Below are 24168 nucleotides of genomic sequence, written 5' to 3'. Positions count from 1 at the left end.
ATTTTGTATCATTTCTAACTCAATTATTTAAAACTCTATCATTTAAAACCTGCCATTAAAATCCCAAATCTAATGTGTCCCCCGTACAACTTCAATACCGCTTTCTGCTATCATATCCAGTATTCTGGAAATTACGGGACATTCCTTTCCATCCCGGTCTTTTGTACACACCCCTGCATGTACGGTCTGAATTCCTTCCTGCACAAGGCGCTGCAGTTTTTCCTGCATCCCTTTATCTGTTGCCGGATCGTTTTCGCAGCCGTTGCACCGCATAAAAACAGCAACCTCTGCTTCCTCTTTCGCGTAACGGGAAAATGATTTGCTGCGTGCATAAAACGCTTTCATACACGCTGCTCCTGTACATATTTCATTTGCCTTGAGGCAATTTAACATTCCTATTTTTTTCATAATTATTTTTTAAACCCCGGTCTGTATAAAATGTGTAAAAGCCCATCTTGATCTTTTAACAGTTCCACGTCTACCTCATAGACTTCTCTTATAAATTCTTTGGTCAGGACTTCTTCTGGTGTACCAAAAGCTACGATTTTTCCATCTTTCACAACAAATATTTTATCGCAGTACATGGCTGCAATATTGAGATCGTGAATTGCAGATACTACAGTCAGGTTTAAGGAGCGGACGATATCCATCAGCTGGAGCTGGTATTTAATATCCAGATGGTTAGTAGGTTCATCCAGAACAAGGCAGTTGGTTTTCTGTGCCAAAGCCCTTGCCAGAATGACTCTTTGCTGCTCACCGCCGGAAAGTGTTGAAAAACTTCTGTCCCGAAATTCTTTCATGCCTACCTTTTCAAGTGACTCCAATACAATGCCAAAATCATTCGCATTGTCTCTTTCCATTGCCTTTTTGTGAGGTGAACGCCCCATAAGGACAACATCCTGAACAGAAAAATCAAAATTATAATAATTGTGCTGTGCCACTACCGCCATTTCTCTTGCAGATTCTTTGACAGAGTAGGCTTGAATTGCTTTACCATTTAATTGCACTTCACCTGATTTCGGATGCAGCACACGGTAAATACATTTTAGAAGTGTACTTTTCCCGCTGCCATTGGGACCCAGGATACCGACAAATTCCTTATCTTTAATTTCTACACTCATCCCTTTTATGATCCGGGTACCTTCCAGAAATACTTCAAGATCTTTTGTACTTATTTCCATCAGTTATTTCCTCCAAACCCATATTTTTTACGAACCATCAAAAAGATGAAGCAAGGCGCACCAATCATGGATGTCAGAATGCCAATCGGCAACTCTGAGCCGTGTATGATAACACGGCATAATACATCTGCCCAGATCAGAAAAACCGCTCCCAGCAGCGCACTTAAAGGAATCAGTTTTTTATGGTCGGTACCAACAACCATGCGTACGATATGTGGAATAATCAGACCTACGAAACCGATCATTCCGGAACTGTATACTACAAATCCAATCATGGCTGAAGAAATCAACAGATATAACTGTCTCCATTTATGCAGATCTGTACCCAGGGTTACCGCAGCATCATCCCCTAAAAGCATCAGGTTCAAAGTGCGGTGCTGGGTCCAGAAAAACAGGGTTCCCAATAATATTACAGGTGCGATGAACAGCAGCTTTTCCCATTTTGCACCTGCCAGGCTTCCCATCATCCAGTAAGTGACGGTCTGGATTTTATCTTTGTCATTAACCAGATAGACGATGAAATTAGAAAATGCAGAGCAGACGGCACTTAATGCCATACCTGCTAAAAGCAGTTTTACAGAATTTGCCCGTCCTCCTATATTTGCTATCATCACCACTGCTACCGAGATGCCAAAAGCCCCCAGAAACGCCATAATCCCCACTGTATTTGCTCCGAAAGCAACTCCCACCCCCAGCATAATCGACAGAGTTGCACCAAGGGATGCACCGGATGAAATTCCCAGCACATAGGGATCCGCCAGCGGATTTTTCACAATCGCCTGCATAATTACGCCGCAGACGGAAAGCCCCATTCCCACCAGAAGTGCCAGCACCAGGCGGGGCATGCGGATAAACCATACCACGTCGTGAATTTTGCCGGAGCTCAGACTGGCTGCATCACCGATCCCAAAAAGTTTAAACATGACAATCTGATAAACCTCCCGGACGGTAATGCCAGTAGAGCCTATCGTGACCGCCGTCAGAATAGTAGCTGCCAATGCAGCCAGCAGCAAAATACATAGTGTGGCATAAGATGCCTTATTTTTCATGACTACCCCCTTGCGTACCGCAGCCGCTGCGATACGATTTTATTAAGGTAATTGCGGTTACTACCACTGTTAATCCTGATATAATTCCGGATACAGTGCCTTTCCAATCGCATTTAAGCCGTCAATTGTACGAATGCCGCTTGTATAAACATCGCTGAGATTCAGTGGGAATACCTGGCTGTCTTTTACTGCTTTCAGACTGCTGTAAGCCGGATTTTCCGTGATACTCTTTACCGCATCTGAACCTGCACCTTCTCCATATCCATCCATGTGGATCGTAAAAATAACATCCGGATCTAAATTTACAATATCCTCGGCGCTGATATCCTTTGCGGTATCCACCAGTTCTCCGCCCATTTTGGTTACCATATCCCCCGCCAGAGATGTTTTGTCGTAAATACTGATGGTGTCGCCGAGGAACTCTATAACCAGGACTTTTTTCTTCTCCTGGCCCTGTGTCGCTGTGGTTACCTTGTCTACGGACGCTTTCATTTCATCCACAAGTGCCTGGGCTTTGTCTTCTACATTAAAAATCTTTCCTACGGTCATAATATCCTGATATTCGTTGTCAACTGTTCTGTTTTCACTGATGTCATTGGAATTCAGCGCCATGTAGGTATTAACGCCATTCTCCTGCCAGTAATCCACGTCCCCCAGGGACTTGTCTGAAAAAGTGGATTTCCATGCCAGAATAAAGTCCGGTTCCAGCATAATGGCTGCTTCCTTGCTCATCGCTGCATTGGAATCCGTGAAATCATTAAATTCCTTATCTTTAATTTTGGCATAAGCCTCACGCAGAGACGGCGAAATATCATCTTCGCTCACTCCAATAATAGAAATAATATTATCTTCCAGCCCAAGTGCCAGCATTGTCTCAACGGAATTCTGCCATGCCGTAATTACTTTTTTCGGTGCTTCCGTAAAGGTCTCTTCCACTGGTTCTTTATTAAAATTGAAAGTACTGATTGTCACCGGATAATGGTCTGTCTCTGATTTTGATGCTGACTGCGCTGCTGTTTCAGATTCACCGGATACATCTGTAGAACCTTCTGAAGACTCTCCCGCTTTATTATCGGTCTGTGCCGCAGTCTCTGTCTCCGTTTTTGCCTCTGTTTTCGCCTCTGTAACAGCTTCTGTTTTTGCCTCTGTCTGCGCCTGCGTTGCTGCCGTACTATTTCCTGATCCACAGGCTGTCAATACTCCCATTAAGCCTGCCAGTGCGATAACTGCTAATTTCTTTTTCATCTGAATTTCTCCTTTGTTTTTATTTATACCACCGCATATCCCATATTTTAAAAAGAAAATACTTATCTGTTTTAAACAAAAAAAATGCCCGCGTAATCGCAGACATTTTGTTAAAAGCCACATAAAATATTCAGAAATCCGGGCAAACTTTATCTGATGGCCCTGACCGGAGTGTCTCTGAAAAATAATTGCACCATTCACCCCTCTTAACTGGACAGATCAGTCAGAGTTCTGTAGATACAAGCATTTTTCAGACACACTCAAAGAATATTGATGGACTTATTTCTCTGTATATGGAATGGATACTTTCTGCGGAAGATACCAACCCTATATTAAGCAGGTTTCCTGACTTATGGTTATAACGCAAAGACATGCCTTCTCACAAAAATGCAATGGCTCTCTATGGCTTTGCTCACCAATCACAGTGACCGGATCGTTTAGGATTCTACACCTAATTCCCTTTTACCCCACATGCAGCGGGCACTTAATATTTTATGCTTGTACATTCTACACCCTGTTTTGATATAAAGTCAACCGTTAATTGCAGTATTGATAACTTTTGTTCTTTCGTACATTCCAACATACCCCACAGTTTCTTCATACAACGCCCGAAGGCTTTCTAATTTCCAGTCTTCCGTTGACCCGTTCCCCATGGTAACCATTAAGCGTCCATCTTCCCGCCAATAGGCATCCAGAAGATACCTGACTTCCTCTCTCACCTCTTCCGGTGTTCCAAAAGGTATCGTCTGCTGCACATCGAATCCCGCAAGAATACAAATCTTGTCTCCGTATAAGGCTGCAATCCTTTTTTCATCCATGGTATATTTTTGTATGGGATGAATGACATCCAGCCCAATTTCAATAAACTCCGGAAGAAACAACTCAATGTTTCCGCAGGTATGAAGCCAGAAATGGGTACCAAGTTCATGGGCCTTCCCGAATATCTGCTGATAATAGGGTTTAAAGAATTCCCGGAAGATATCCAGTGAAAAAAACGGGGAGTTTTGTGTTCCCAGGTCATCTGAGACAAAGAATCCGTCGATTTTCATCTCCGTGCAGGCTCTCTCCATAATCCGTATATAGAAGTCCGTCAGTTTTTGATAGAGGCGGTGGATTTCATCGGGGTATAAATAAAAATCCATCAACGCATTTTCCATGCCCCGCAGCGACCAGTGGCGTTCAAATAATCCATACCACCATCTTGCCAGGGTATATCGTTCTCCGGAGGGCTTCTTCTCCGGGATCAGCCCAGGATACTCTGGATCCGGAAATGTCTCAAAGAATTTTTCTGCTTCCCCGCTCTCCCAGTCTTCAATTAAAATCCTGGCATCCCATCCTTTTTCCTCCATATCTTTCATATCTGTGCCTGCCCAGCGGTAATCCGGATCATCTGCCGGAGCATGAATCAGATCGGGAATGTTCAGAAACACATCCTCAATATCTCTTGGATAACCGGAAAGCCATGCTTCTCTTTCCTTTGTATTCCAGCCAAACACATTCTCTCCGATCCACAAATCATAGAGAATCGGCGGTCTGGATGCTGCTCCTCTGCCTTCAATTACGTCTTTTACTTGCTGCTTGCTTAAACAGTTCATCTGCCTTACACTCCTTTTCTTTCATGCAGGTGCCAGATTCTAATCCCGCTCATAGCAGGAAACCAGCAGCTCATACATTTCCTCAATGTCAGCCACTCTCGGGTTGTTCAGATAATCGCCCAGTACCTGTCCGCAGTCTGCAATCTCACGGATATCTTCCATGGTAACCCCAAGTTCTTTATAGCCAGTCCAGAGACCGATCTTTTTTAAGAAACGGTCTATTTCCTTACAGCATTTTGCCGCAGCTGTGTCTTCTGTTTCCGACTGGAGCCCGGGATTTAAAATTCTTCCTACTGCAGCAAATTTCTCCACTGCTGCGGGGTAAGTGTATCTGGTAAATGCGGGATAAAACGCAGCCAGTGCCTGTCCATGAGTCACCTGGGGACAGTGGCCTCCCACCTGCATGCCCAGTCCATGGGGCAGCGTTACACCGGCATTGGCGTTTGTCAATCCACCCAGGGTATCCGCCCATGCCATCCTGGAACGGGCTTCCATGTCATTCCCGTCTGCCAGCGCTTTGGGCAAATATTCCACAATGGCTGCTATGGCTTCCAATGCCATCCGTTCAACCATTGAACTGGTATTTATCGAGAGATATGCCTCAAAATTATGACAGAATGCATCGAACCCGGTTTGTGCTGTTACCGCTTTTGGCATACTCCTGGTCAGTTCCGGGTCTACAATTGCAATTTTGGGAAAAATATTCCGATGCCAGACTGCAGACTTATCCTTGTCTTTCGTCCGGGTAATCACAGCACATTGGGTCACCTGTGAACCCGTTCCTGCGGTTGTCCCGATTGCAATCACCGGCAGTGTCTTATCTGTGGGCCCCTCTGTATGGCAGTTATAATCCCATACGGTACCGGGGTGTGACGCCTCCACTGCGATTGCTTTCGCGGTGTCCATTGCAGATCCGCCCCCCAGTCCAATGATTACCTCTGCCCCAAGTTTTTTTGCCATTTCAGCGCCTTCTGTTACCAGATCAGTAGTAGGATTGGGTGATACACCGTCATAATGTGCCGTTTTAATACCTGCCCCCTGCAAAAGTTCAAGAACCCGGCGGGCTGCATTTACAGAGGATTTTCCTTTTCCAGTCACCAGCAGTGCTTTATTTCCAAACCGCTTTACCAATTTTGCTGTCTCTACCAGCTTCCCGCACCCAAAGATTATTTCGGTGGGGCTATAGTAAGTAAATGCCTTCATTTTTGTCATTCCTCCATCCATAAAATGCTTGTTACACCACGGGGATAATATTTGCTTGCACTGATGATGCCGCTTACAATCTGATCCGACCAGCACCAGTATGAATGCTCCGGATGGGTCAGCCAGTCCACGTGGGCCCGGTCTGCTTCTTCCATATAAGTCTTCCGGTCAAATCCAAGAATTTTTCCTGCAATAAACTCAGAGAGATAAATTTTGCTGAGCCAGGAATTATTACTTGTGGAAGAGAGCTTCCATCCGCCGTCTGAAAAGATACAGACTCCCTTTTGCATCACTGTTTCAAAATGTTTTTTCAATGCCCGGATATATGCTCCGTAAATGCCGTCTTCTCTGCAGGCTTCTTTTAAATCCAGCACATATGGGAAAATCAGCCCTTCAATTGCAGGAATGATCTTAGAATCATTATCCTCATCCATAACAGCCGGTATGTATCCGCCTTCCGTCATATGAGACCGTATCGTTTCTGCACACCTCTGCGCCTGCAGTGCCGACTGTTTGGCAAGACCTGTCTCCCGGTTCGTTTCAAAATAATCTTTCAGGCCCACATAAGCTGACCAGCATTTTCCCGCCAGATAGATATTGTTCCTGGCTTGTCCCAGAGATACATCCAGGCTGTCATAAGTGGTGATCTCCGCGCCCCCTTTCGTCTGGGTGCTGTCCAGTCCCATAACCCCGTTTCGTTTGTGCTGATCGGGATGATCCCGGTTAACCATGCTGGCAAAACAGCTCTTCAATGTCTCTTTGCGGCTGTCACTCCATGACTGATCCCCGGTCTGTTTTATGTACACCAGGGCACAACAGGTCCAGTTTACCAGCTGTTCATGGCTCATATAAGAAAAGCAATCCGTTAACCGGCATTTTTCATAGGCAGACCTCCCCTCTGGTGCAAATACATTCGCCACGCCACAGTCATGGCAAAAGCTTATGCCACCCTCATACTCAGTGTCACTGCCCGGAAACCGTACCTTATCCTCATAGGAATAATTCCGGAGATAAAAATCAAGTTCGTTACGGACCGTCCATGGATTCATTTTCATTTCAAAGAACAACTGGTCAACCGTCAGATCCATGGTATTCATCATCCGGAATTCGCCCTCATTGATGATCCAGAGCGGCTCTCCGTCTTTGATCAGAAATTGTGATGAATTGTAATAACTTTTTATGGAATGCCACAACATAAAACGCTGTTCCGGGGTAAGGCTTTCCTTGTCAAATCTCAGGTTTGCTTCCCGGCATTTTTCCACAATCCGGTCAAATACGGAAAGTGCATAGCTGCCTACTTCCTCAATGTTACGAAAATATCTGGTATAGTAATATTTTGTATCAATCCCGTAAGTTGCCTGTGTGCCATGATAAAAGCAGACTGCAAAGCGAAAGGTCTTCTTTGTATCCTCTGGTACATCCAGCACCAGTAATGCTGTCTTTCCCAGCCGGAAGTTCCAGTTGTCACGATCCTCTTCTCCCAAGATACATTCGGGGCAAAATCCGCCCGCCGGATGGGCATCCTGATCCAGGGTAAAAACCGCCAGATTTCCCCCCTGTCCCACACCATGCATTTTTCCCGAAGAAAGAGGACGCATGCCATACCGTTCTTCTACTTCATTAAATCCGAAAAATGCCTTTCTTCCATTGGGGCATCCGCGGTTATCAATGGTTAACTTAGCCAGTACAGCGGGTACAATTACTTCTTTCAGACATTCCTCATCGCAGAATTTTGGATCCGGTATGGATTCCACCTGATTATAGAGGGTGAACGTTATGTCTCTGGCTTTCCAGCTATCGCTGCTTACCCGGAAATCTCTCTCTATTTCAGAAGCCGGAAACCGGTCAAAATATCCTTCCTGTTCCTGGGTGTCTTCTTTTTCCACATCGTACTGTTTACTCTCATCATCTTCATTTTTAAAAAAGGGAAAGCTCTCATAGCTTCCTCCTTCACGCCGTTCCACTCCGATATAAACATTTGTATCTGCAGGTCCTCTGCGCTCCATCCCGGGACCCCCGGCTGCGCCGGGGAATCCAAGTGTGAAACTGGCATATGCGCCAATTGGTGAGTGATTTGCATTAAACATTATATTTTTCATTATTTCTACTCCTTATATCCTGCTGCAATTTCAATACGGTTATATATCATTTCATACTCAAATTCTGCTGCACAAGCATACTATTGCATTGGTTTTCCATGCTGCCCGGCATCTGCAAAACTGCATTTATTTCATCCCGAAGGCTTCTGCTTCTTTTTCCGCAGCCGCATACAGCTCTTCTATTTTCGCAGTTGCTTTTGAGTATTCTTTACTCTCCAGACCTTTCAATGTCTCTTCTTTGCAGGCAGCAAAATCCTCTGCCGTTGCCGTCATAATTGCATTTACACCCTGTACATTCATATATTGTTCGCACTGTGCTATGATGTTGAGTGTTTCCTCATCGGGACTCTGCACCAAGGTGGGATAGAGATAGAAATCTGTGATCGTATCGACTTTTTCTTTCTGCCACATATCATAGAGAACCTGGCCCGGATATTGATAATCTCCCCCTTCTTTTTGGGAGTAATATTCACAGTAGCTCTTATCTGTATCGGTAATTGTGGCTGCTTTCTGCTCATCCGATTTCATCAGGTCTGCCGGATATCCGTCGGAAAGTACCTGGATATCTTTGAATCCGCAAAGTTTATTGTAAAGGTTAACCCCAACATTAAGCTTATAATCCGGATCTGTCTTAGACTGGGTAATAAATTCCTCTGATGGCTGCACAACGCCATCCTTACTGGTCCAATGTGTACCTTCTACTCCGCTGTAAATCAGACGGGCACCTTCTTCTGAATTCATGAAATCAATCAGTTCCATTGCTTTCTCCGGATTCTTACAATTCTTGGTAATCGCTGTGGCATACTCTATACCACTTCCAAGAGGTGCGGTTGTTGAAACAATACCGGAAATATAATCATATCCGTCGTACGGCAGTTTTTGGTAACTCCAGTCCGGATGTCCGTTCGTCTGGAAAAATGTATTAATACCTTCCGTCTGCCAGCTTGCATATGCCATCATCACTTGTCCGTTCTTGCATTTTTCCCAGAACTGATCATTTTTCATTGTAAATGCTTCCGGGTCCAGAATGCCCATGTTATAAGCTTTGTTGTAAAATTCCAGGGACTGCCAGAATGCATCACTTGCAAACACTCCCTCTACGGACTTCGTCTTATAGTTAAAGATGGTTGAGTTGGCAAGATCCGTATATCCCATTTCTCTGGTATTTGCCAGCCACCATGGCCATAGACCCCAGTCACTCCATCCGGAAATTGCATAGATCTGCTTCCCGTCTGCCAGATCCTTTTCCCTTGCATATTCCTGCATTTCTTTCAGTACATTCAGATAGTCATCGGTAGTTTTAATTTCCGGACATCCGATTGCCTCATAGATATCCCATCTTGTCATCAATCCTACATTTTCAATAGAATAGCTGACATTGGGATGCTCTTCATTTGCCTGGTATGCCAGTACCGGCAGATAATAAACCTTATCTTCTCCGTTACTTGCAAACTGCTTAGAATACTTCAGGCGGTCCGGAAAATTTTTCTTAATATTTTCCCCATACTGGTCAATCAGTTCGTCCATGGGCATCAGCTGCCCGCTTGTTATCAGATTGTTGGATGCCACGTTCTGCTGAGCCGGATTGGTATAGATGATATCCGGCAGATCTCCCCCTGCAACCAGAATACTGAATTTCTGAGCATCGCCCTGCACAATTTCCATTTTGATTCCCAGTTTTTTTTCAATTTCCTTTGCTACTTCATTAGTCTGGATACCGGGAGTCAGAACTTCTGTATTCCAGATGGTAAGGGTCACCGGTTCATCAGAACTTGCCTGGGAACCGGCTGTAGTACTTCCTGTATCCGTCTTCTCTTCACTTTTTCCGCACGCTGCAGCAGACATGCATATTGCTCCTGCCAATAATAAAGCCGTAATTTTTCTTAATTTATTTTTCATATGATGATTCCTCCCATTTTTATATCGTTATCATTGTTATATCGTTAATCATTGTTTTCTTATTTTAATCATCCTTTGACTGCTCCCATCATAATACCCTTTACAAAATATCTCTGAAGGAACGGATATACACACATAATCGGTAATACTACCAGCACCGTGATACACATTTTAATTGAAGAAGGTGTAATGGAACTGGTTACTGCGGATGCGTCAATTGCATTACTGGACATGCTCTGAAACCGGTTTGCCTGATTCAGGTAATTATAGAGCACCATCTGCAGGGTCTGTAATTTTGCATCGGAAACCAGGAAGTAGTTGTCCTGCCACTGATTCCACTGTCCCACCATGGAGAATACCCCAACAGTTGCCACTATTGGCTTTGACAGTGGGAAAATAATTCTCCCAAAAATTATCATCATTCCCGCCCCGTCAATTTTCGCGGACTCTTCCAGCTCTTTTGGCAGTGACTCCATGTAAGTCTTCAACAGGATGACATAATAAGCAGAAAGCGCACCCGGTAAAATATAAAGCAGGAAATTATTCTGCAGCCCGTATGCTTTCATGGTGATATACCATGGAATTAAACCTGCATTGATGTACATCGTAACAATAACAAAACGGTATACAATTTTTCTGTAATACATTTTCTGGTTCGTAACCAGGTATGCAAAGAAAGAAGAACTGATAATGGTAATCCCGGTTCCCAGCAGCGTTCTGAGAATGGAGATCAGATATGCTCCCGGTATGTCGTTCAGTTTGATAATCCCTTTGTAAGTATCCAGGTTAAACCCTTTTGGCAAAAGGAAAATCCCTTTGGATGCCTGTGCAGGGTCACTGATGGAATAAATTATTACGTAGTAAAATGGATAGATGCAGATAATGACCAGTAAAATGCAGATTAAATAAATAAAAATATCTGCTATCCTTTCCGACAATGTTTTTTTCGATTTCAATCTTTTCGTTATCATTCTATTCCCCTCCTATACAATCGACTCACCGCGAACCCTCTTGGAAAGCTGGTTTGCCGTGAAGAGAAGTATGACAGATATAATCGTTTTTGACATACCAAGGGCAATGGACTGGGGATAATCATTCGTCAATACACCGATCTTAAACACATAGTAGTCAAGAACTTCTATCTTGTCTGCGGTCAACGGGTTATAGAATACAAAATACTGTTCAAAACCATTACTCAGCATATTGCTGATTGCCAGCAGAAGCTGTACAAAAAACGTTGCGTATAATCCCGGTACGGTAATATGCCGTATGGTCTGCAGCCTGTTTGCACCATCCACATGAGCAGCATCATAAAGTTCGCTGTCAATACCAGCTATGGATGCGATATAGATAATTGCACTCCATCCCAGGCTTTTCCAGGTTGCCAGCGCCCACTGGAATGCCCATGCATGTTTGTTGTCACCAAGCAGATTCACCGTTTTCTCTATCCCTAATGATTTAAAGACGCCCGCAACCATACCATCGGTAGAAAACATTGCAAATGCCAGTGTAAATACTACAATCCAGCTGATGAAATTCGGAAGTGTAGTGGTGGTCTGAACCAGTTTGCGGAATTTCGAATTTTTTATCTCATTCAGCATAATTGCAAAAACGACTGCAAGGGGCATTGTTGTAATACAGATTGCACTCATCGCCAGGGTATTTCGCATTACCCGGAATAACTCTGACTTATTTGCCCAGATCTTAGCAAATGTCTTCAGTCCCACAAAATCACAATCAAACAATGACATTCCGGGATGATAATCGAAAAATGCATATGCCCATCCCAAAAGCGGGACATAAGCAAATGCGAAAACCAAAATCAGGAAAGGAACGGACGCAAGGAAAAACTTCTTTCCCTCCGGCATTTTCCTTCTGACAATACCCTTTCCATTTGGTATCTTTCGCATAAAAAAACCTCCTTCTCTTCTGAACTTTATTGGTTAACCTTATAGACAATATTATAGGGAATCCCGCACTACATTTCGATAAAGGATATTCTCATTTTCTGTCTTAAATTCAGTCAGCCATATTTCAGAATACGAAGGAGATTTTCTAAAAATTGTATTTCGTTATGATTTTATGTACTTTCTTGTGCTCTTTTATATAATTGCTGTCATTATATATTGTTTATAGCTTATCTGCCGTTCCCGCTTTGCAGCAATGATTTTTAAACAGGCTTTATAACCGGCATAACCAGATATATACAGGTGGATTTCCCCGGTATACTTTCCAGCCTGATTCCGTATGCGTCCCCAAAATGTACCTTTAACCTCCGATGCACATTCACAATGCCTACATGATTCTTATAAAGCTCCTTCTGTTTCTCCGCCTGCTTCAGTAATTGGCAAAGTCGTTCCTGCTCTTCCTCCTGAATTCCGCTGCCGTTATCTTCAACGTACACCTGCAGCTGATTCTCTTTCTGCTCTGCTCCCATCACAATCATGCCGGCTCCACCGGAATCTGCAAATCCATGTTCAATGGCATTTTCCACCAGGGGCTGCAAAATGAATTTAAGTACCGGAAGCTCCATCAGCATATCCGGTATCTCAAATTCCATGATAAGCTTACCACCGTAACGGCAATTCATGATCGTAATATAGGTAGACATGTAGTCTACTTCCTGTCTGAGGCTCCACAATTCTCCCTGACTGCGGTACATTGGCTGCAGCATTCTTCCCAGTGCGCAGAAACACTCTTCCAGGGGTTCATTCTGTCCCAGCTTTGCCATAAAGCGCATGGTGCTCAGGGTATTAAACAGAAAATGCGGATTTAACTGACCCTGCAGGGCTTCTTTTTCCAAAATTCTTTTCTCTTCTTCCATATCCCGGATCTGGTCGATCATGGTATGAATACTCCTGGACATCCGGTTAAACTGCCGTCCCAGCATTCCCAGTTCATTTTTGCTGCTTTCATCCAGCTGTTCTCCCAGAGAACCATTTTCCATCCGCTCCATCGCTACCCTCAGACGTTTCAGCGGTTCAGTCAGCCGATAAAGGCTGTACGCCGACAATGCAAGTGCTACCAGAAGCCCCCCTGCCGCAAGAACCAGAAACCAGCGTTTCAATGAAACCAGGCTTCCATAGAGCGATTCTTTGGGAATCTCCGTTACAATGGTCCAGGGCAGTCCCTGTATCCGATGGTAATTAATCTGAATATTTTCTTTCATCAGGTAGCCGTCACCGGTCTTTTCCAGCTCACGAGGGGTAAACTCTGCCTGTTTTCCTACTTTTTCGCTGTTCTGATGAACTACGATTATGCCCTGGTCATTCATCAGATAACTTTCTCTTTCATCCGGAGTATCTGACTTTGTAAAAAGATCTGCAAGTGCATTTTGCCGGATATTCACTACTACAGTGGCATATCTTCCCGTTCCCAGCCAAATGCTGCCGGCTGCGGTTATATATGGCACCTCTTTCGCTTCCTGCTCCATGGCAAAATCCAGATTCGTATACCCTCCAAACCACAGTACCTTCCCCGGATTTTTCAGAGCTTCCTCCTGAATCCCCAGGGAATACCATGGCAGATCCAGAGCCGGTATCCTGGTTACCATATTCTTCTTCTCCAAGACTCCCAGAGCCGTACCGTCATTTCCATAGTAATAAATAGAATCCAGGTATTCATAATTCCCCATCACGACATTGGTATAATCAAAAATCTGCATCGCTTTCTGGATGCTGTCAAACTGGTTTTTCCATCCCTGCCGCATATAGTCCTGAAGAGAGTCCTGAATCATAAAAAGTCGCAGTATTTTTTCCACCTCCTGGGTATAGCGGATAATGTTATACTGATTTTGTTGGAAATACTGCTGCATCATACTGGCTGACTGTTCCTGAATCACTTTTTCGGAACGTTTGTAGCTGAATATGGACACAACTCCCACCAGGATTGTGATCGTCACCATAAAGACTGCCAGCAGCTGTGACTGGAGCCGTCTGCTGAATGCCTGTCCGTTATTCTTTTTTCTTCTCATGGCTTCTTCCGCCTTTCCTGTCCCGGAGCACATTCTCTAATACCAGCCAGAGCATGTTTATACCCCTTTTTTAAATGAATTGGGAGATTGACCAGTCACTTTCTTAAAGGTACGGCTGAAATAACTTTCATCGAGAAACCCCACCTTCTCAGCTATCTCATATGATCTTAAGTTGGTACTGCGCAGCAGCTCCTTCGCTTTCTCAATCCGGTAGTTCATAATATAATTGGTTAAATTTACACCTAGTTCCTTCTTGAACAAGCCGCACACATAAGTCCTGCTCAATTCTACCATTTGGGAAACCTGATCCAGGGTGATATCTTCCGGATAGTGCAGGCTGATATAATACAGGATATCTTTGACCGGCTTACTTAATAATGTCTGCTCACCGGAACTGACCTGAAGATATTCCATACAGGATTCATAAACCTCCAGGACCCCGTCAAAAGTCTGGCTGTTTTTCAGTCTGGTTATAAACTGCTCTGTGATCTGGTATCTTTGCTGGCCTTCCGGCAGAATTCTGCACATCTCTACATTGATGGCATGTTCAAAATAATGCCGGATGGTAACCGGATTTTCATGCTGGCAGAATCCTGCTTCCGCCTCATGAAGCCGCCTGGCAGCAGACTCATCCATTTTCATCTGTAAAATTAACCGCCCCATCTTTCTGCGGATCAGCCGCTTACAGTCATCCGGGTTCTGTGCATTATACAAGGTATTCCGGTTCAATCCATAAAAGAATTTCTTTTCCAGCGCCTGGCAGCACTGATGGTACATTTCATAAAGTTCATCACCGCTATTGCCCCGGCTGCTTATGGCGAAGGAAACCGTGCTTTTCACACACCGCTGCAATACCTCCCGCATTTTTTCCAGCTGCTGCAGCAGCTGTCCGGACAGAATTTCACTGTCCCCGGCCTCTTCCAGGATCATGATAAATCTCCCATCCTTTTCCGGAAGCAGAATATGGTTTTCCTCCACCAGCAGTTCTGACAGGATATTCTCTACTGCGGAATCCAGGATACTGCCATAAGAATCGTTGAATATCCGTTTGCTTTCCGTATAGTTATCAATCTCCAGTGCCACCATCTGCATTTGCTTTTCCGAATCAGAAAATTGTTCTTCCAGCATCATTTTCCAATCCTGGCCCACATCCAGGCGGTAATAGAGGAAATTGCGGAGTGAGTCCTCAAACCGTTTTCTTTCCATCCCGTTTTCCTGTTTCTTCTGGCTTCTGTCCATGACAACCAATTCCCTTTTGACCTTCTCCAGGACTTTTTCCATATCTTTCTGTGTCATGGTCAGCTTTAATACATAATCGGAAACCCCAAGTGAAATGGCTTCCCGCACAATATTGAATTCTTCCATGCAGCTGAGGATGATAAATCTGGTCCGCTCATCCTTTTGCCGTATTTGCCTGATCAGTGAAATTCCATCCATCACGGGCATCTTAATATCCGTTATGACAATATCCGGCTGAAAGGCTTCCCATGCTTCCAGTGCCCGCTGCCCATTCTCCACATCAGCTGCCACCTCCATCCCCAGCTTCTCCCAGTCAACAGACATCTTGATTCCCAGCCTCACAAACATTTCATCTTCCGCAATTACAACCTTATACATGTTCTTTCCCCCATGATCCCATGTTTTCATACATCAAAACTCTCCGAACCCCAAATCTGACCGATTTGCGCCTCCGAGAGTATTTGATGATTCATTGTATTTATTATATCATAAAATCCGTTCATGAATATATGCAACGTTCGTAAAATTTATAGCATGTTTCGTATATCTTCAGCCATCCATTCTGCAAAAAGCAGTGCTGATACTGCCACAAAAGGATTCCCGCTCTAAAAAGGAGACTTCCGGGCAATTTCCAGTACCCAGGCATAATCACAGGGCTTTTGGTCCGGAAGATTTACAACCAGCCCCTCATCCGTACAGCTCCACTGCAGCGGTTTTCCATCCCCCAGCATAGTAATCTCTTCTATTTCTCCCGGATAGAACCGGGCGGCACTTCTGATGACTGCCTTTCCATCCTGCGGCCACCCAAGAAGTGCCGCATAAAGCATGTTTCCATTAACGGTAAACCGGATATCCTCCGGCCCATACTGAAGCTTTTCTCCTTCACTGAACATACCGGCCTTTTCCATTTTAGCCGGGCCTTCCCCGAATGTCATCCAGGGTGTGGTATCATAGATTGCATCACCGTTAACTTCCAGCCATTTTCCCATTTCCAGAAGGATATGTCTGGCTTCTTCCGGAATCTCTCCATTGGGTTTTGGACCTACATTGAGCAGGAGATATCCGTTCTTGCTCACATTGTCAATGAGATAGTGTACCAGTTCCTCCGGCTGCTTATATTCCGCATCAAACAGATAGCACCATCCCTCCCCGTCATCTACGGTGGTATCGGTGATCCATTCGTGATACATCATCCGGTCAAATCTTCCCAGTTCCAGATCAATGACACCATTTCCCACCGGAAGATCCTGATATTTATAGGTAATGACTACTTCTCTTCCCTGCTCTTCACTTTTATTATAGTAATAAGCCAGCATCTCTTCCCGGTAGGTTTCCGGCATAAATCCCAGACCAAAGTCAAACCATAGCATATCCGGTGAAAACCGGTCGATAATTTCCTTGCATTTTGCAAGCCATTTGTCACAAAATGCTTTATCCGGCAGAGTCTGTGCATTCCAGATCGGCCATTCGCCCTTATCCGGTATCCCGTCCTTCCAGTCCAGGTCATGCGGGGTACCGTACAGATCAAAATACTCCGGATCCGATAAATCTGTTCCCTCTGCCCAGTGTGGAAAGAACCTCCAGTTTTCCGCATGATGAAGCGCCACCATATACTTCATTCCCTGCGCCCGGATCTCCCGTTCCATCTCCGCCACAACATCTGCTTTGGGACCCATTTCCGCAGAATTCCACCGGTTTAAACCGGTGTCCCACATACTAAATCCGTCATGATGCTCGCCTACTGGTCCTGCAAATTTTGCTCCTGCCTTTGCAAATAATTCGGCCCATTCCCTGGCATTGAACTTTTCTCCGGTAAATGCCGGGATAAAATCCTTATATCCATATACGGATGGATCTCCGTATGTTTTTGTATGGTAATCATATTGGGGACTGCCTTTCTGATACATATAAAAGCCATACCAGCTTCCATTGGGTCTGCAGGCAGGTACAGAATAAATCCCCCAGTGTGTGTAGATTCCGAACTTTGCCTTCTGAAACCATGACGGTGTTTGATGGGTTTTCAGTGAATTCCAGGATGCTTCATATTTCATAATGTACTTCCTCCTCATGCATGTGTATTTTTTTCCACATAGCGTATAATCTTATTGGCTTCATCCACGGTATCTGCATAAGTATGCAGATACAGCCCCCTGGATGACAGGTTATCAAGCAATGCGGGAATATCCGATGCCGGAGTCAGCACCAGGATCTTTTTCCCTGCCTCCTGCATCCGCTTCAGTGCAGGAATAAAATGTGCGGGACTTTCCTGCCCATCCACATTGGTCCATTGAATCATTTGAAGCTCTTTCAGGTCCAGTAAATGATCCAGATGGCTGATCTGTTCTTTTCCGTCAAAATGGTAAACAGGATATTCTTCCCATTCCATCTGCTTTTTGAGTTCCGGTACCACAAACTTCTGATAACAGTCCGGCGAGAACATGACAGACATATCACACTGCATCTGGGCATGGCGCCCCGGTGCCCAGGTGTCCATCCACCCAACACAGCTGCCCCCTTCGTTGCAGTTCTTCCCCAATTGATAGAAAGTCTCCGCCGCATCTGTCCAGCCTTCATTGATTGTTGATATGGCCGCCTGAACTGCCCCGGGACAGCTATACATGTCCATCATGGTTTCCATAGAACCATGCAGATGTCCGATGGCATCCAGTGTGCCGCAGTTATCCGGCATAGACAGCAGATAATTTCCCATGCCCTTTTCTGCAAGGTATTGGACAATCTCCCGCTGGCGGCGGTAGAATTTATTTTCACGGTCATATTTCCATTGGTGCTCCTCCAGGTCTTCCACCACTGCATCAAACCAGATCGTATCCGCTTTTAATGTGTATTTACCACCGTAGTAAACACAGTGCCCGGAGGCTCCAAAATTTGGCATCACCAGGGGCAGTGACTCCCCTCCGAAATAGGTATGTTCCAGCCGCAGGATATTACGTTTCCAGATCCGCTCCGGGTTCATCCAGTAATCTTCCAGATCTTCCGGGTCATTTGGATTACATTCACCGGGCGCAAATATGTGTACATTTGTTTTACCGTCCCGGGGAGCTGCAACGGATATACAGCAGCGATCCAGTATCTCATTGTCCCATAACGCTGTCAGTCTGGCTTTTGCTTTTTCCCAGTCTTCTTTATAGTACATAAACTACACCTGCTTTCTTACAATTACCTGATTTTCAAATACCCGGTCTGCTTTACACTTTTTCCCTGTCAGGATGATATTGTCTCTGAACCGGATATCATTGGAGGCTGCCCCCACCATAACCTCGATTGTTCCCGGCTCCAGCACATAATCCATATTGATATCATAAAATCCCATCTGCGCCGATTTAATGGTAAATTCCAGCACCTTACTTTCACCGGGCTTCAATGTGATTCTCTTATATGCTTTCAGTTCCTGTACCGGTCTGGTGACACTGGCAGCCACATCCCGTATATAAAGCTGTACTACTTCATCACCTTCCCGGTCTCCGATGTTGGTGATCTTAACGGAGGCTTCCAGACTGCCTCCTACCGGTATTACCTTTTTTTCTATTTTGAAATCATCAAAACGGAAATCTGTATAACTCAGTCCATAGCCAAAAGCATACAGAGGGGACGCGCTGACGTCATCGTAATTTCCTCTCCAGTGGGAACGCCCGCCGGATTTTTTATGCATATAGTACACCGGAATCTGCCCGGAGGTCCGTGGTACGGATACCGGCAGTTTGCCGCCCGGGTTCCTGTCTCCGAATAGAATTTCTGCTACGGCTTTTCCTCCCTCTTCTCCTGGGAACCACGCTTCCAGAATTGCCGGGATATGCTCTTCTTCCCAGGTAATCGAATAGGGGCGCCCGTTGCTCAGCACCAGAACTACCGGTACCCCGGTGGCTGCAATGGCGCGTACCAGTTCTCCCTGTACTCCCGGAAGACTTAATTCTGCCCGGTCCACCGATTCTCCCACCGTACATTCCAGAGTAATTCCAGCCAGATCGCCCAAAAACAACAGTACGGTGTCAGCCTGTCTGGCAGCATTTACCGCTTCTGTAAATCCATCTCTGGAAGTCCCTTTTATCTCACATCCTTTTGCATAGATAATCTCCGTATCCGAAGACACCGCTTTTTTGATTGCCTCAAGGTAACTCTCCATCTGCACGATATTCCCGGACATTTCAATATTCTCCGGTATCGGCTGATTCATGGCATTCCCCTGGCTCTCATGCAGCTCCAGCAGACCTTCGATCTGTCCCTGATAGGTGTAGTCCCCGATCATATGCCGGATATTGTCTGCGGAAGGACCGATGACAGCCAGTTTTTTGATATCCTTTGATAAAGGCAGAAGCCGGTTCTCGTTTTTCAGTAAAACAACGGACTTTCTAGCCGCTTCCAGAGCAAGCTGACGATCTTCAGGCGTATCAAACTGCTCCAGTGTCTTCTCCGCTTCCACATATGGATGTTCAAATAATCCCAGACGGAATTTAAATGTCAGGACTTTTCTTACACTGGTCCGGATCAGTTCCATGGAAATATCTCCCTTTTCTACCGCGCGCTTTAAAGGTTCCCCAAAGCAGTCCACATTGGGAAGTTCTACATCCATGCCTGCTTCCAGCGCCATTTTTGCTGCTTCTTCTTTATCCGCTGCCATATTGTGATAATCAAAGATCTGGTTAATGGCAAAATAATCAGAAACTACAATACCCTCAAATCCCCACTCTTCTTTCAGGATATCGTTCAGCAGCTTCTTCGAAGCACCGCAGGGTACGCCGTCAATCTCATGATATCCATTCATAATGGATGCCAGATTTCCTTCCTTTACCGCCATCTCAAATGGTGTCAGGTATACTTCCCGCAGCTCCCGCTCCGGCAGATGAACCGGCGCCCAGTTCATACCGCCTTCCGATGCGCCGTAGCCTACAAAATGCTTCCCGGTTGCCAGAACTCCCTGCTCTTTCAAATCACCCTGGATTCCCTTTACATAGGCTGTGCCCATAGTCCCCACCACATAGGGATCTTCCCCATAGGTCTCTTCCATACGTCCCCAGCGCGGATCCCTTGCAACGTCTAACAGCGGCGCAAGGGCCTGATGTGCTCCTGCAGCCCTCATCTGTCTGCCAATCACCTTGCCTATCTGTTCACTCAGCTCCGGATCAAAAGAAGATGCCACTCCTATGGTCTGTGGAAATGTAGTAGCGCCGATTGCCGTAAAGCCGCTGCAAGCCTCCTCATGAATCATCGCTGGTATCCCAAGCCTGGTTTCTTCCACCAGATATTTCTGAATCTGATTTGCCATCCTGGCTGCCTCATCCGGTTTCAGGCTGCTGCCGCCGCAGACTCTTGTAATCTGTCCAATCCCATCATGCAGATATCTTTGTGCTTTCTCCTGAGACAGGTTCTTACCGTCATCTAACTGGTAGATCCAGTATGATCCAAGCTGCGCAGCCATCTCATCCAGTGTCATCCGCCCCATCAGATCCTCTACCCTTTCCTCTATGGAAAGAGAATCATTTTTATATTTCATACCTAATCCTCCTCGTATCTTTTGGGGAAATTATAGCATGGAGGAATTTGTAATTTAATTCACTGTATTTCGATTTCTTGCAATTTGTTATGTTTCAGGTGTCGCCGAAAACATAAATGTCTTATAATTTATCTTCTTCCAATCTTTAATCTGAAAACCATACCTTTGGAATAATGGAATAATTTCCTTCTTATGCCAGATCTTTGCCTCCCCGGAATGACTGTATTTCATAAGCCAGTTCAGCATATTGGTAAAGATTTTCCCCGGCAGAGTCGGATCCCCCAATATGACCGTTCCGTCAGGCTTTAAAACTCTTTTCATCTCTGCAACTGCCTTCTCAGCTCTGGGATAATGATGGAAGGAAGCATTACAGATAATCAGATCAAAGGTATGATCCTCATATGGAAGATTTTCTGCATCCCCTACACACAGTTCCACTTCATTTCCAAAACGTTTCTTTGTCTCCTCTATCATTTTTTCTGAGATATCCAGTCCATAGTACTTTGCAGATATCCGGTTTTTCAGCAAATGTATGACATTTCCATTTCCACACCCCAAATCCAGTACACTGTCAGGCTTCAAAGCTGCCGCCCTCTCCACAATCTCCTGATACATGCAATATACAAATTTTCCGTCATGACTTTGATCATAATCCTCCGCGGTACTGTTAAAATATTGTTTTGTTAATTCCTTACTGCTTTCTTTACGCATAAATTTCTCCTTTACTGTAACTGATTTTTTTTGCATTTGTGCAGATTCTAAGCATATTGATAAATATTCATTGACTCGTATTCATTGAAATATATTCATTGAAATATATTCATTGACTTTCGTTCAATCACAAGGTATTTGTTTGCCCTGCCAAACTTGGCAGGGCTGATTATACTTAGTATCAATAGCTGTTTGCTTATTCTGTACGACGTAGCAATAGAAACATGAATGTCATATTCTAAATGTCTAAAATCTTGTTCTAATCTAATATTTTTTTAAATATCTTCCTGATAAACGCAATTCTCTTTTCAACCGGTACACTTTCCTCATTCATAACCGAAGACTGTCCATTCCACAAAAAATGTGCTAACAGACCGGTATCTTCTGCCTGGATTTCCTTACGCTTAGCCAGACACTCTATGTAATTCTGCATAAACGGAAAGATCTCTTTTGACATGTACAATTCCAGCTGCTTATGAAATAGTTCATTTCCTTCTTTGTTAAAAAATTCTTTGTATTTATAACCGTGTTCCTGGCTGATAGAGATTTTCTCCATGGCATCCAGACATTCATCTAATGGTAATTCAGTCTGTTGAAAAATGGAAATAAATGCACTGCTGCATTCCTTTGCATATTGTGTCACGGCTGTTTTATAAAGTTCCTGCTTATTTTGAAAATAGTGGTAGCACAAACCTGCCACAACATTTGCTTCTCTTGCTATATCCTTCATTGTTGCGGCTTCATATCCCTTTTCAGCAAATACTTTCATAGCCACATCTATGATCTCCTGTTTTCTTACTTCCGGTTCTTTTGATATGCGCATATTATCACCTCGAAAATCATTCTACCATATGATTGAATATGAGTCAATCAGAAATTCAGGAACCGAATAATTTTTGAGGTAAATCTACTATTTGGAAATGCACATATTATACTGCATCACTAAAAAAATATGCCTGGATTTCTTCAAATTCCTCCACATCAGCAGTATACCCCTGCCGGTGAAGCAATTCATAATGAACTCCCATCACCTCTAAAAACTGACTATCATCCGCAAGATTATTCCTGAGATAAAATTGTTTCCGCCTGATTCTCTGTTCATTATTTTCTGCGTTTTCATCTAACTCTTCAACAAGCAGCATAATATTATGATCATGAAACTTCTCCATAAAATGCTCAATGATTAATTTACCATATCCTTTTGACTGATACTTAGAATCAATTGCAATATAAAAGACATAGATTGTTTCTTTGAACCCGGTATAAAACGTAAACCCCGCTAAATCACCTTTATCGAAAAGTCCCAGAAAGTAACCTTTCCCCTCTTTAGCTTTGGCAGTTAATAGTTTAAAATCAATACGTTCCTCTTTGGGAAACGATTTTAAATAAAGATTTTCTATTTTTTCCAGTTCGTGTTGTTGACTTGTGTCAATAGATATAATTTGAATGCTCATATTTATTCTCCTTAACTTCTTTAGCCCAATCATTATAATACCATAAGCATTCCCTTGCAAGGAAAATACCGCTTTATTAAACCGGAACGGGCTGCTGCCAAAAAACATTTTCAAACACGCTCTGGTATATTTCAAAAGAATCATTTATACTGGAATCAATTAACAGCCAAATATGTTTAAATTTTCAGGAGGATACCAATGGAAAAAATATTCAGCTGCTGCGGTGTGATCTGCTCTGACTGCACTTCGTACCCGGAAACCTGCAAAGGATGTCCCAAGGAAAAGGGCAAAGCCTACTGGTTGGAATATACCGGAGAGGATGTCTGCAGTATCTATCAATGCTGTGTAAATGAAAAGAAGCACGCCCATTGCGGCAAGTGCACCAAGCTGCCCTGTGAACATTTTGATGGAGATGATCCTACAAAGTCTCCGGAAGAAAATGCACAAGATCATCTCAGACAATTAGAGAATCTCAAACAATGGAGTTAAAGCTTCCTACGCCCATACCAGTTTCCCACACCCATCTTTCCGAGATAGCATTTGTTGATACAAAGCTGGTTTTCTCAGCAGGTTGGAACCCCTGGGCTGTGGCAGGCTATTCTTTATTGGATGCTGCGTAGTATGTTTCGGCTGTTTGCGTAAAAGAAGATGAAAGTTTGCTCCTTTTTCTGGTTACAGAATGAAAAACAAATTCGTTCTCAAGATCAGTTGCTTTATGCCAACCGCGTCCGGCATGCCACAACCCCGGGGCCCCACCCTGCTGAGAAAACCAGCTTTGTATCAATAAACTGCATCCCGGAAAGAGAAGGGGACGGACCAGGACATTGGTTTGGGAGGCGTATAGCAGAGCTGAGCATTTACTTACCTTCCCGGAGTGCTTTTTGGCGGATACAATTCGACTGGCTCCCATCGGATTGTAAGCGGGCAGTGAGCTGCGAAATGCATCAGGATTTCGGAGCGAATGCCCGCGTGCCGCCAAAAAGTGCTCTGGGAAGGTTAGAAAATGCCAGT

20 protein-coding genes and 1 riboswitch are annotated in these 24168 nt (G+C 44.4%); of the genes, 1 reads left to right on the top strand and 19 read right to left on the bottom strand.

Features of this window, described 5'->3' with window-relative positions; genetic code table 11:
• Positions 1-69 precede the first annotated feature (69 nt).
• From RHS_RS20205 to RHS_RS20120, 18 genes are all read right to left on the bottom strand, one after another.
• Positions 70-393 carry a CGGC domain-containing protein gene (locus RHS_RS20205; protein ID WP_274595922.1) on the bottom strand — a complete coding sequence of 108 codons (324 nt, stop codon included), beginning with the start codon at positions 391-393 and terminating at the stop codon, positions 70-72.
• Positions 394-410: 17 nt separating this feature from the next.
• Positions 411-1181, bottom strand: a complete 771-nt coding sequence (locus RHS_RS20200; protein WP_047834182.1) for an ABC transporter ATP-binding protein — start codon at positions 1179-1181, stop codon at positions 411-413.
• The gene (locus RHS_RS20195; RefSeq protein ID WP_027292756.1) at positions 1181-2230 is read right to left on the bottom strand and encodes an iron ABC transporter permease; all 1050 of its coding nucleotides are present in this window, start codon (positions 2228-2230) and stop codon (positions 1181-1183) included. The genes RHS_RS20200 and RHS_RS20195 overlap by 1 nt, the downstream gene beginning before the upstream one ends.
• 69 nt (positions 2231-2299) lie before the next feature.
• Positions 2300-3475, bottom strand: a complete 1176-nt coding sequence (locus RHS_RS20190) for an ABC transporter substrate-binding protein (RefSeq protein WP_138001709.1) — start codon at positions 3473-3475, stop codon at positions 2300-2302.
• Positions 3476-3792: 317 nt separating this feature from the next.
• A riboswitch (cobalamin riboswitch) is annotated at positions 3793-3978 on the bottom strand.
• A 27-nt stretch (positions 3979-4005) separates the two neighbouring features.
• Positions 4006-5070: a uroporphyrinogen decarboxylase family protein gene (locus RHS_RS20185; RefSeq protein WP_377144582.1), complete on the bottom strand. Its 1065-nt coding sequence runs from the start codon at positions 5068-5070 to the stop codon at positions 4006-4008.
• Positions 5071-5109: 39 nt separating this feature from the next.
• Positions 5110-6282 (bottom strand): iron-containing alcohol dehydrogenase, encoded by a 1173-nt coding sequence (locus RHS_RS20180; protein WP_395023083.1) that lies wholly within the window; start codon positions 6280-6282, stop codon positions 5110-5112.
• Positions 6279-8372 carry a glycoside hydrolase family 52 protein gene (locus RHS_RS20175; RefSeq protein ID WP_047834180.1) on the bottom strand — a complete coding sequence of 698 codons (2094 nt, stop codon included), beginning with the start codon at positions 8370-8372 and terminating at the stop codon, positions 6279-6281. The genes RHS_RS20180 and RHS_RS20175 overlap by 4 nt, the downstream gene beginning before the upstream one ends.
• 126 nt (positions 8373-8498) lie before the next feature.
• Entirely contained in the window at positions 8499-10271 is a 1773-nt protein-coding gene (locus RHS_RS20170) for an extracellular solute-binding protein (RefSeq protein ID WP_044295181.1), read from the bottom strand.
• A gap of 68 nt (positions 10272-10339) precedes the next feature.
• Positions 10340-11242, bottom strand: a complete 903-nt coding sequence (locus RHS_RS20165) for a carbohydrate ABC transporter permease (RefSeq protein ID WP_047834179.1) — start codon at positions 11240-11242, stop codon at positions 10340-10342.
• A 12-nt stretch (positions 11243-11254) separates the two neighbouring features.
• Positions 11255-12181, bottom strand: a complete 927-nt coding sequence (locus tag RHS_RS20160; RefSeq protein ID WP_027292751.1) for an ABC transporter permease subunit — start codon at positions 12179-12181, stop codon at positions 11255-11257.
• 260 nt (positions 12182-12441) lie between these two features.
• Positions 12442-14244 carry a sensor histidine kinase gene (locus RHS_RS20155; protein ID WP_176731040.1) on the bottom strand — a complete coding sequence of 601 codons (1803 nt, stop codon included), beginning with the start codon at positions 14242-14244 and terminating at the stop codon, positions 12442-12444.
• 57 nt (positions 14245-14301) lie between these two features.
• Entirely contained in the window at positions 14302-15891 is a 1590-nt protein-coding gene (locus RHS_RS20150; RefSeq protein ID WP_047834177.1) for a response regulator, read from the bottom strand.
• A gap of 197 nt (positions 15892-16088) precedes the next feature.
• Entirely contained in the window at positions 16089-17534 is a 1446-nt protein-coding gene (locus RHS_RS20145; protein WP_138001706.1) for an alpha-L-fucosidase, read from the bottom strand.
• 14 nt (positions 17535-17548) lie between these two features.
• Positions 17549-18637, bottom strand: a complete 1089-nt coding sequence (locus RHS_RS20140; RefSeq protein WP_027292748.1) for a hypothetical protein — start codon at positions 18635-18637, stop codon at positions 17549-17551.
• Between the two features lie 3 nt (positions 18638-18640).
• On the bottom strand, positions 18641-20992 hold the full coding sequence (locus tag RHS_RS20135) for a glycoside hydrolase family 3 N-terminal domain-containing protein (protein WP_047834175.1): 2352 nt from the start codon (positions 20990-20992) through the stop codon (positions 18641-18643).
• An 87-nt stretch (positions 20993-21079) separates the two neighbouring features.
• Complete coding sequence (locus tag RHS_RS20130) at positions 21080-21703, bottom strand: methyltransferase domain-containing protein (RefSeq protein WP_047834174.1); 624 nt, start codon at positions 21701-21703, stop codon at positions 21080-21082.
• 259 nt (positions 21704-21962) lie between these two features.
• On the bottom strand, positions 21963-22526 hold the full coding sequence (locus RHS_RS20125) for a TetR/AcrR family transcriptional regulator (RefSeq protein ID WP_047834173.1): 564 nt from the start codon (positions 22524-22526) through the stop codon (positions 21963-21965).
• Between the two features lie 106 nt (positions 22527-22632).
• A complete protein-coding gene (locus tag RHS_RS20120; protein ID WP_161597265.1) occupies positions 22633-23157 on the bottom strand; it encodes a GNAT family N-acetyltransferase in 525 nt (174 codons plus the stop codon).
• Positions 23158-23355: 198 nt separating this feature from the next.
• Between RHS_RS20120 and RHS_RS20115 the strand changes: the two genes are divergently transcribed.
• Positions 23356-23646, top strand: a complete 291-nt coding sequence (locus tag RHS_RS20115) for a DUF3795 domain-containing protein (protein WP_027292743.1) — start codon at positions 23356-23358, stop codon at positions 23644-23646.
• Positions 23647-23752: 106 nt separating this feature from the next.
• Here RHS_RS20115 and RHS_RS31460 read toward each other — a convergent pair.
• On the bottom strand, positions 23753-24168 hold a 416-nt coding region (locus RHS_RS31460; RefSeq protein WP_395023078.1), incomplete at its 5' end, for a hypothetical protein.

This window comes from Robinsoniella sp. RHS (assembly GCF_001029355.1).
In the GTDB taxonomy this organism is placed as follows: domain Bacteria; phylum Bacillota; class Clostridia; order Lachnospirales; family Lachnospiraceae; genus Robinsoniella; species Robinsoniella peoriensis.
This window is presented reverse-complemented; position numbering and strand designations above follow the sequence as displayed.

Excerpts from the sequence above, each read along its gene's own strand:
- RHS_RS20190 (WP_138001709.1), bottom strand. The coding sequence starts at position 3,475 with ATGAAAAAGAAATTAGCAGTTATCGCACTGGCAGGCTTAATGGGAGTA.
- RHS_RS20135 (WP_047834175.1), bottom strand. The coding sequence starts at position 20,992 with ATGAAATATAAAAATGATTCTCTTTCCATAGAGGAAAGGGTAGAGGAT.
- RHS_RS20130 (WP_047834174.1), bottom strand. The coding sequence starts at position 21,703 with ATGCGTAAAGAAAGCAGTAAGGAATTAACAAAACAATATTTTAACAGT.
- RHS_RS20115 (WP_027292743.1), top strand. The coding sequence starts at position 23,356 with ATGGAAAAAATATTCAGCTGCTGCGGTGTGATCTGCTCTGACTGCACT.
- RHS_RS20170 (WP_044295181.1), bottom strand. The coding sequence starts at position 10,271 with ATGAAAAATAAATTAAGAAAAATTACGGCTTTATTATTGGCAGGAGCA.
- RHS_RS20175 (WP_047834180.1), bottom strand. The coding sequence starts at position 8,372 with ATGAAAAATATAATGTTTAATGCAAATCACTCACCAATTGGCGCATAT.
- RHS_RS20150 (WP_047834177.1), bottom strand. The coding sequence starts at position 15,891 with ATGAAAACATGGGATCATGGGGGAAAGAACATGTATAAGGTTGTAATT.
- RHS_RS20140 (WP_027292748.1), bottom strand. The coding sequence starts at position 18,637 with ATGTACTATAAAGAAGACTGGGAAAAAGCAAAAGCCAGACTGACAGCG.
- RHS_RS20185 (WP_377144582.1), bottom strand. The coding sequence starts at position 5,070 with ATGAACTGTTTAAGCAAGCAGCAAGTAAAAGACGTAATTGAAGGCAGA.
- RHS_RS20200 (WP_047834182.1), bottom strand. The coding sequence starts at position 1,181 with ATGGAAATAAGTACAAAAGATCTTGAAGTATTTCTGGAAGGTACCCGG.
- RHS_RS20160 (WP_027292751.1), bottom strand. The coding sequence starts at position 12,181 with ATGCGAAAGATACCAAATGGAAAGGGTATTGTCAGAAGGAAAATGCCG.
- RHS_RS20145 (WP_138001706.1), bottom strand. The coding sequence starts at position 17,534 with ATGAAATATGAAGCATCCTGGAATTCACTGAAAACCCATCAAACACCG.
- RHS_RS20195 (WP_027292756.1), bottom strand. The coding sequence starts at position 2,230 with ATGAAAAATAAGGCATCTTATGCCACACTATGTATTTTGCTGCTGGCT.
- RHS_RS20165 (WP_047834179.1), bottom strand. The coding sequence starts at position 11,242 with ATGATAACGAAAAGATTGAAATCGAAAAAAACATTGTCGGAAAGGATA.
- RHS_RS20125 (WP_047834173.1), bottom strand. The coding sequence starts at position 22,526 with ATGCGCATATCAAAAGAACCGGAAGTAAGAAAACAGGAGATCATAGAT.
- RHS_RS20205 (WP_274595922.1), bottom strand. The coding sequence starts at position 393 with ATGTTAAATTGCCTCAAGGCAAATGAAATATGTACAGGAGCAGCGTGT.
- RHS_RS20120 (WP_161597265.1), bottom strand. The coding sequence starts at position 23,157 with ATGAGCATTCAAATTATATCTATTGACACAAGTCAACAACACGAACTG.
- RHS_RS20155 (WP_176731040.1), bottom strand. The coding sequence starts at position 14,244 with ATGAGAAGAAAAAAGAATAACGGACAGGCATTCAGCAGACGGCTCCAG.
- RHS_RS20180 (WP_395023083.1), bottom strand. The coding sequence starts at position 6,282 with ATGACAAAAATGAAGGCATTTACTTACTATAGCCCCACCGAAATAATC.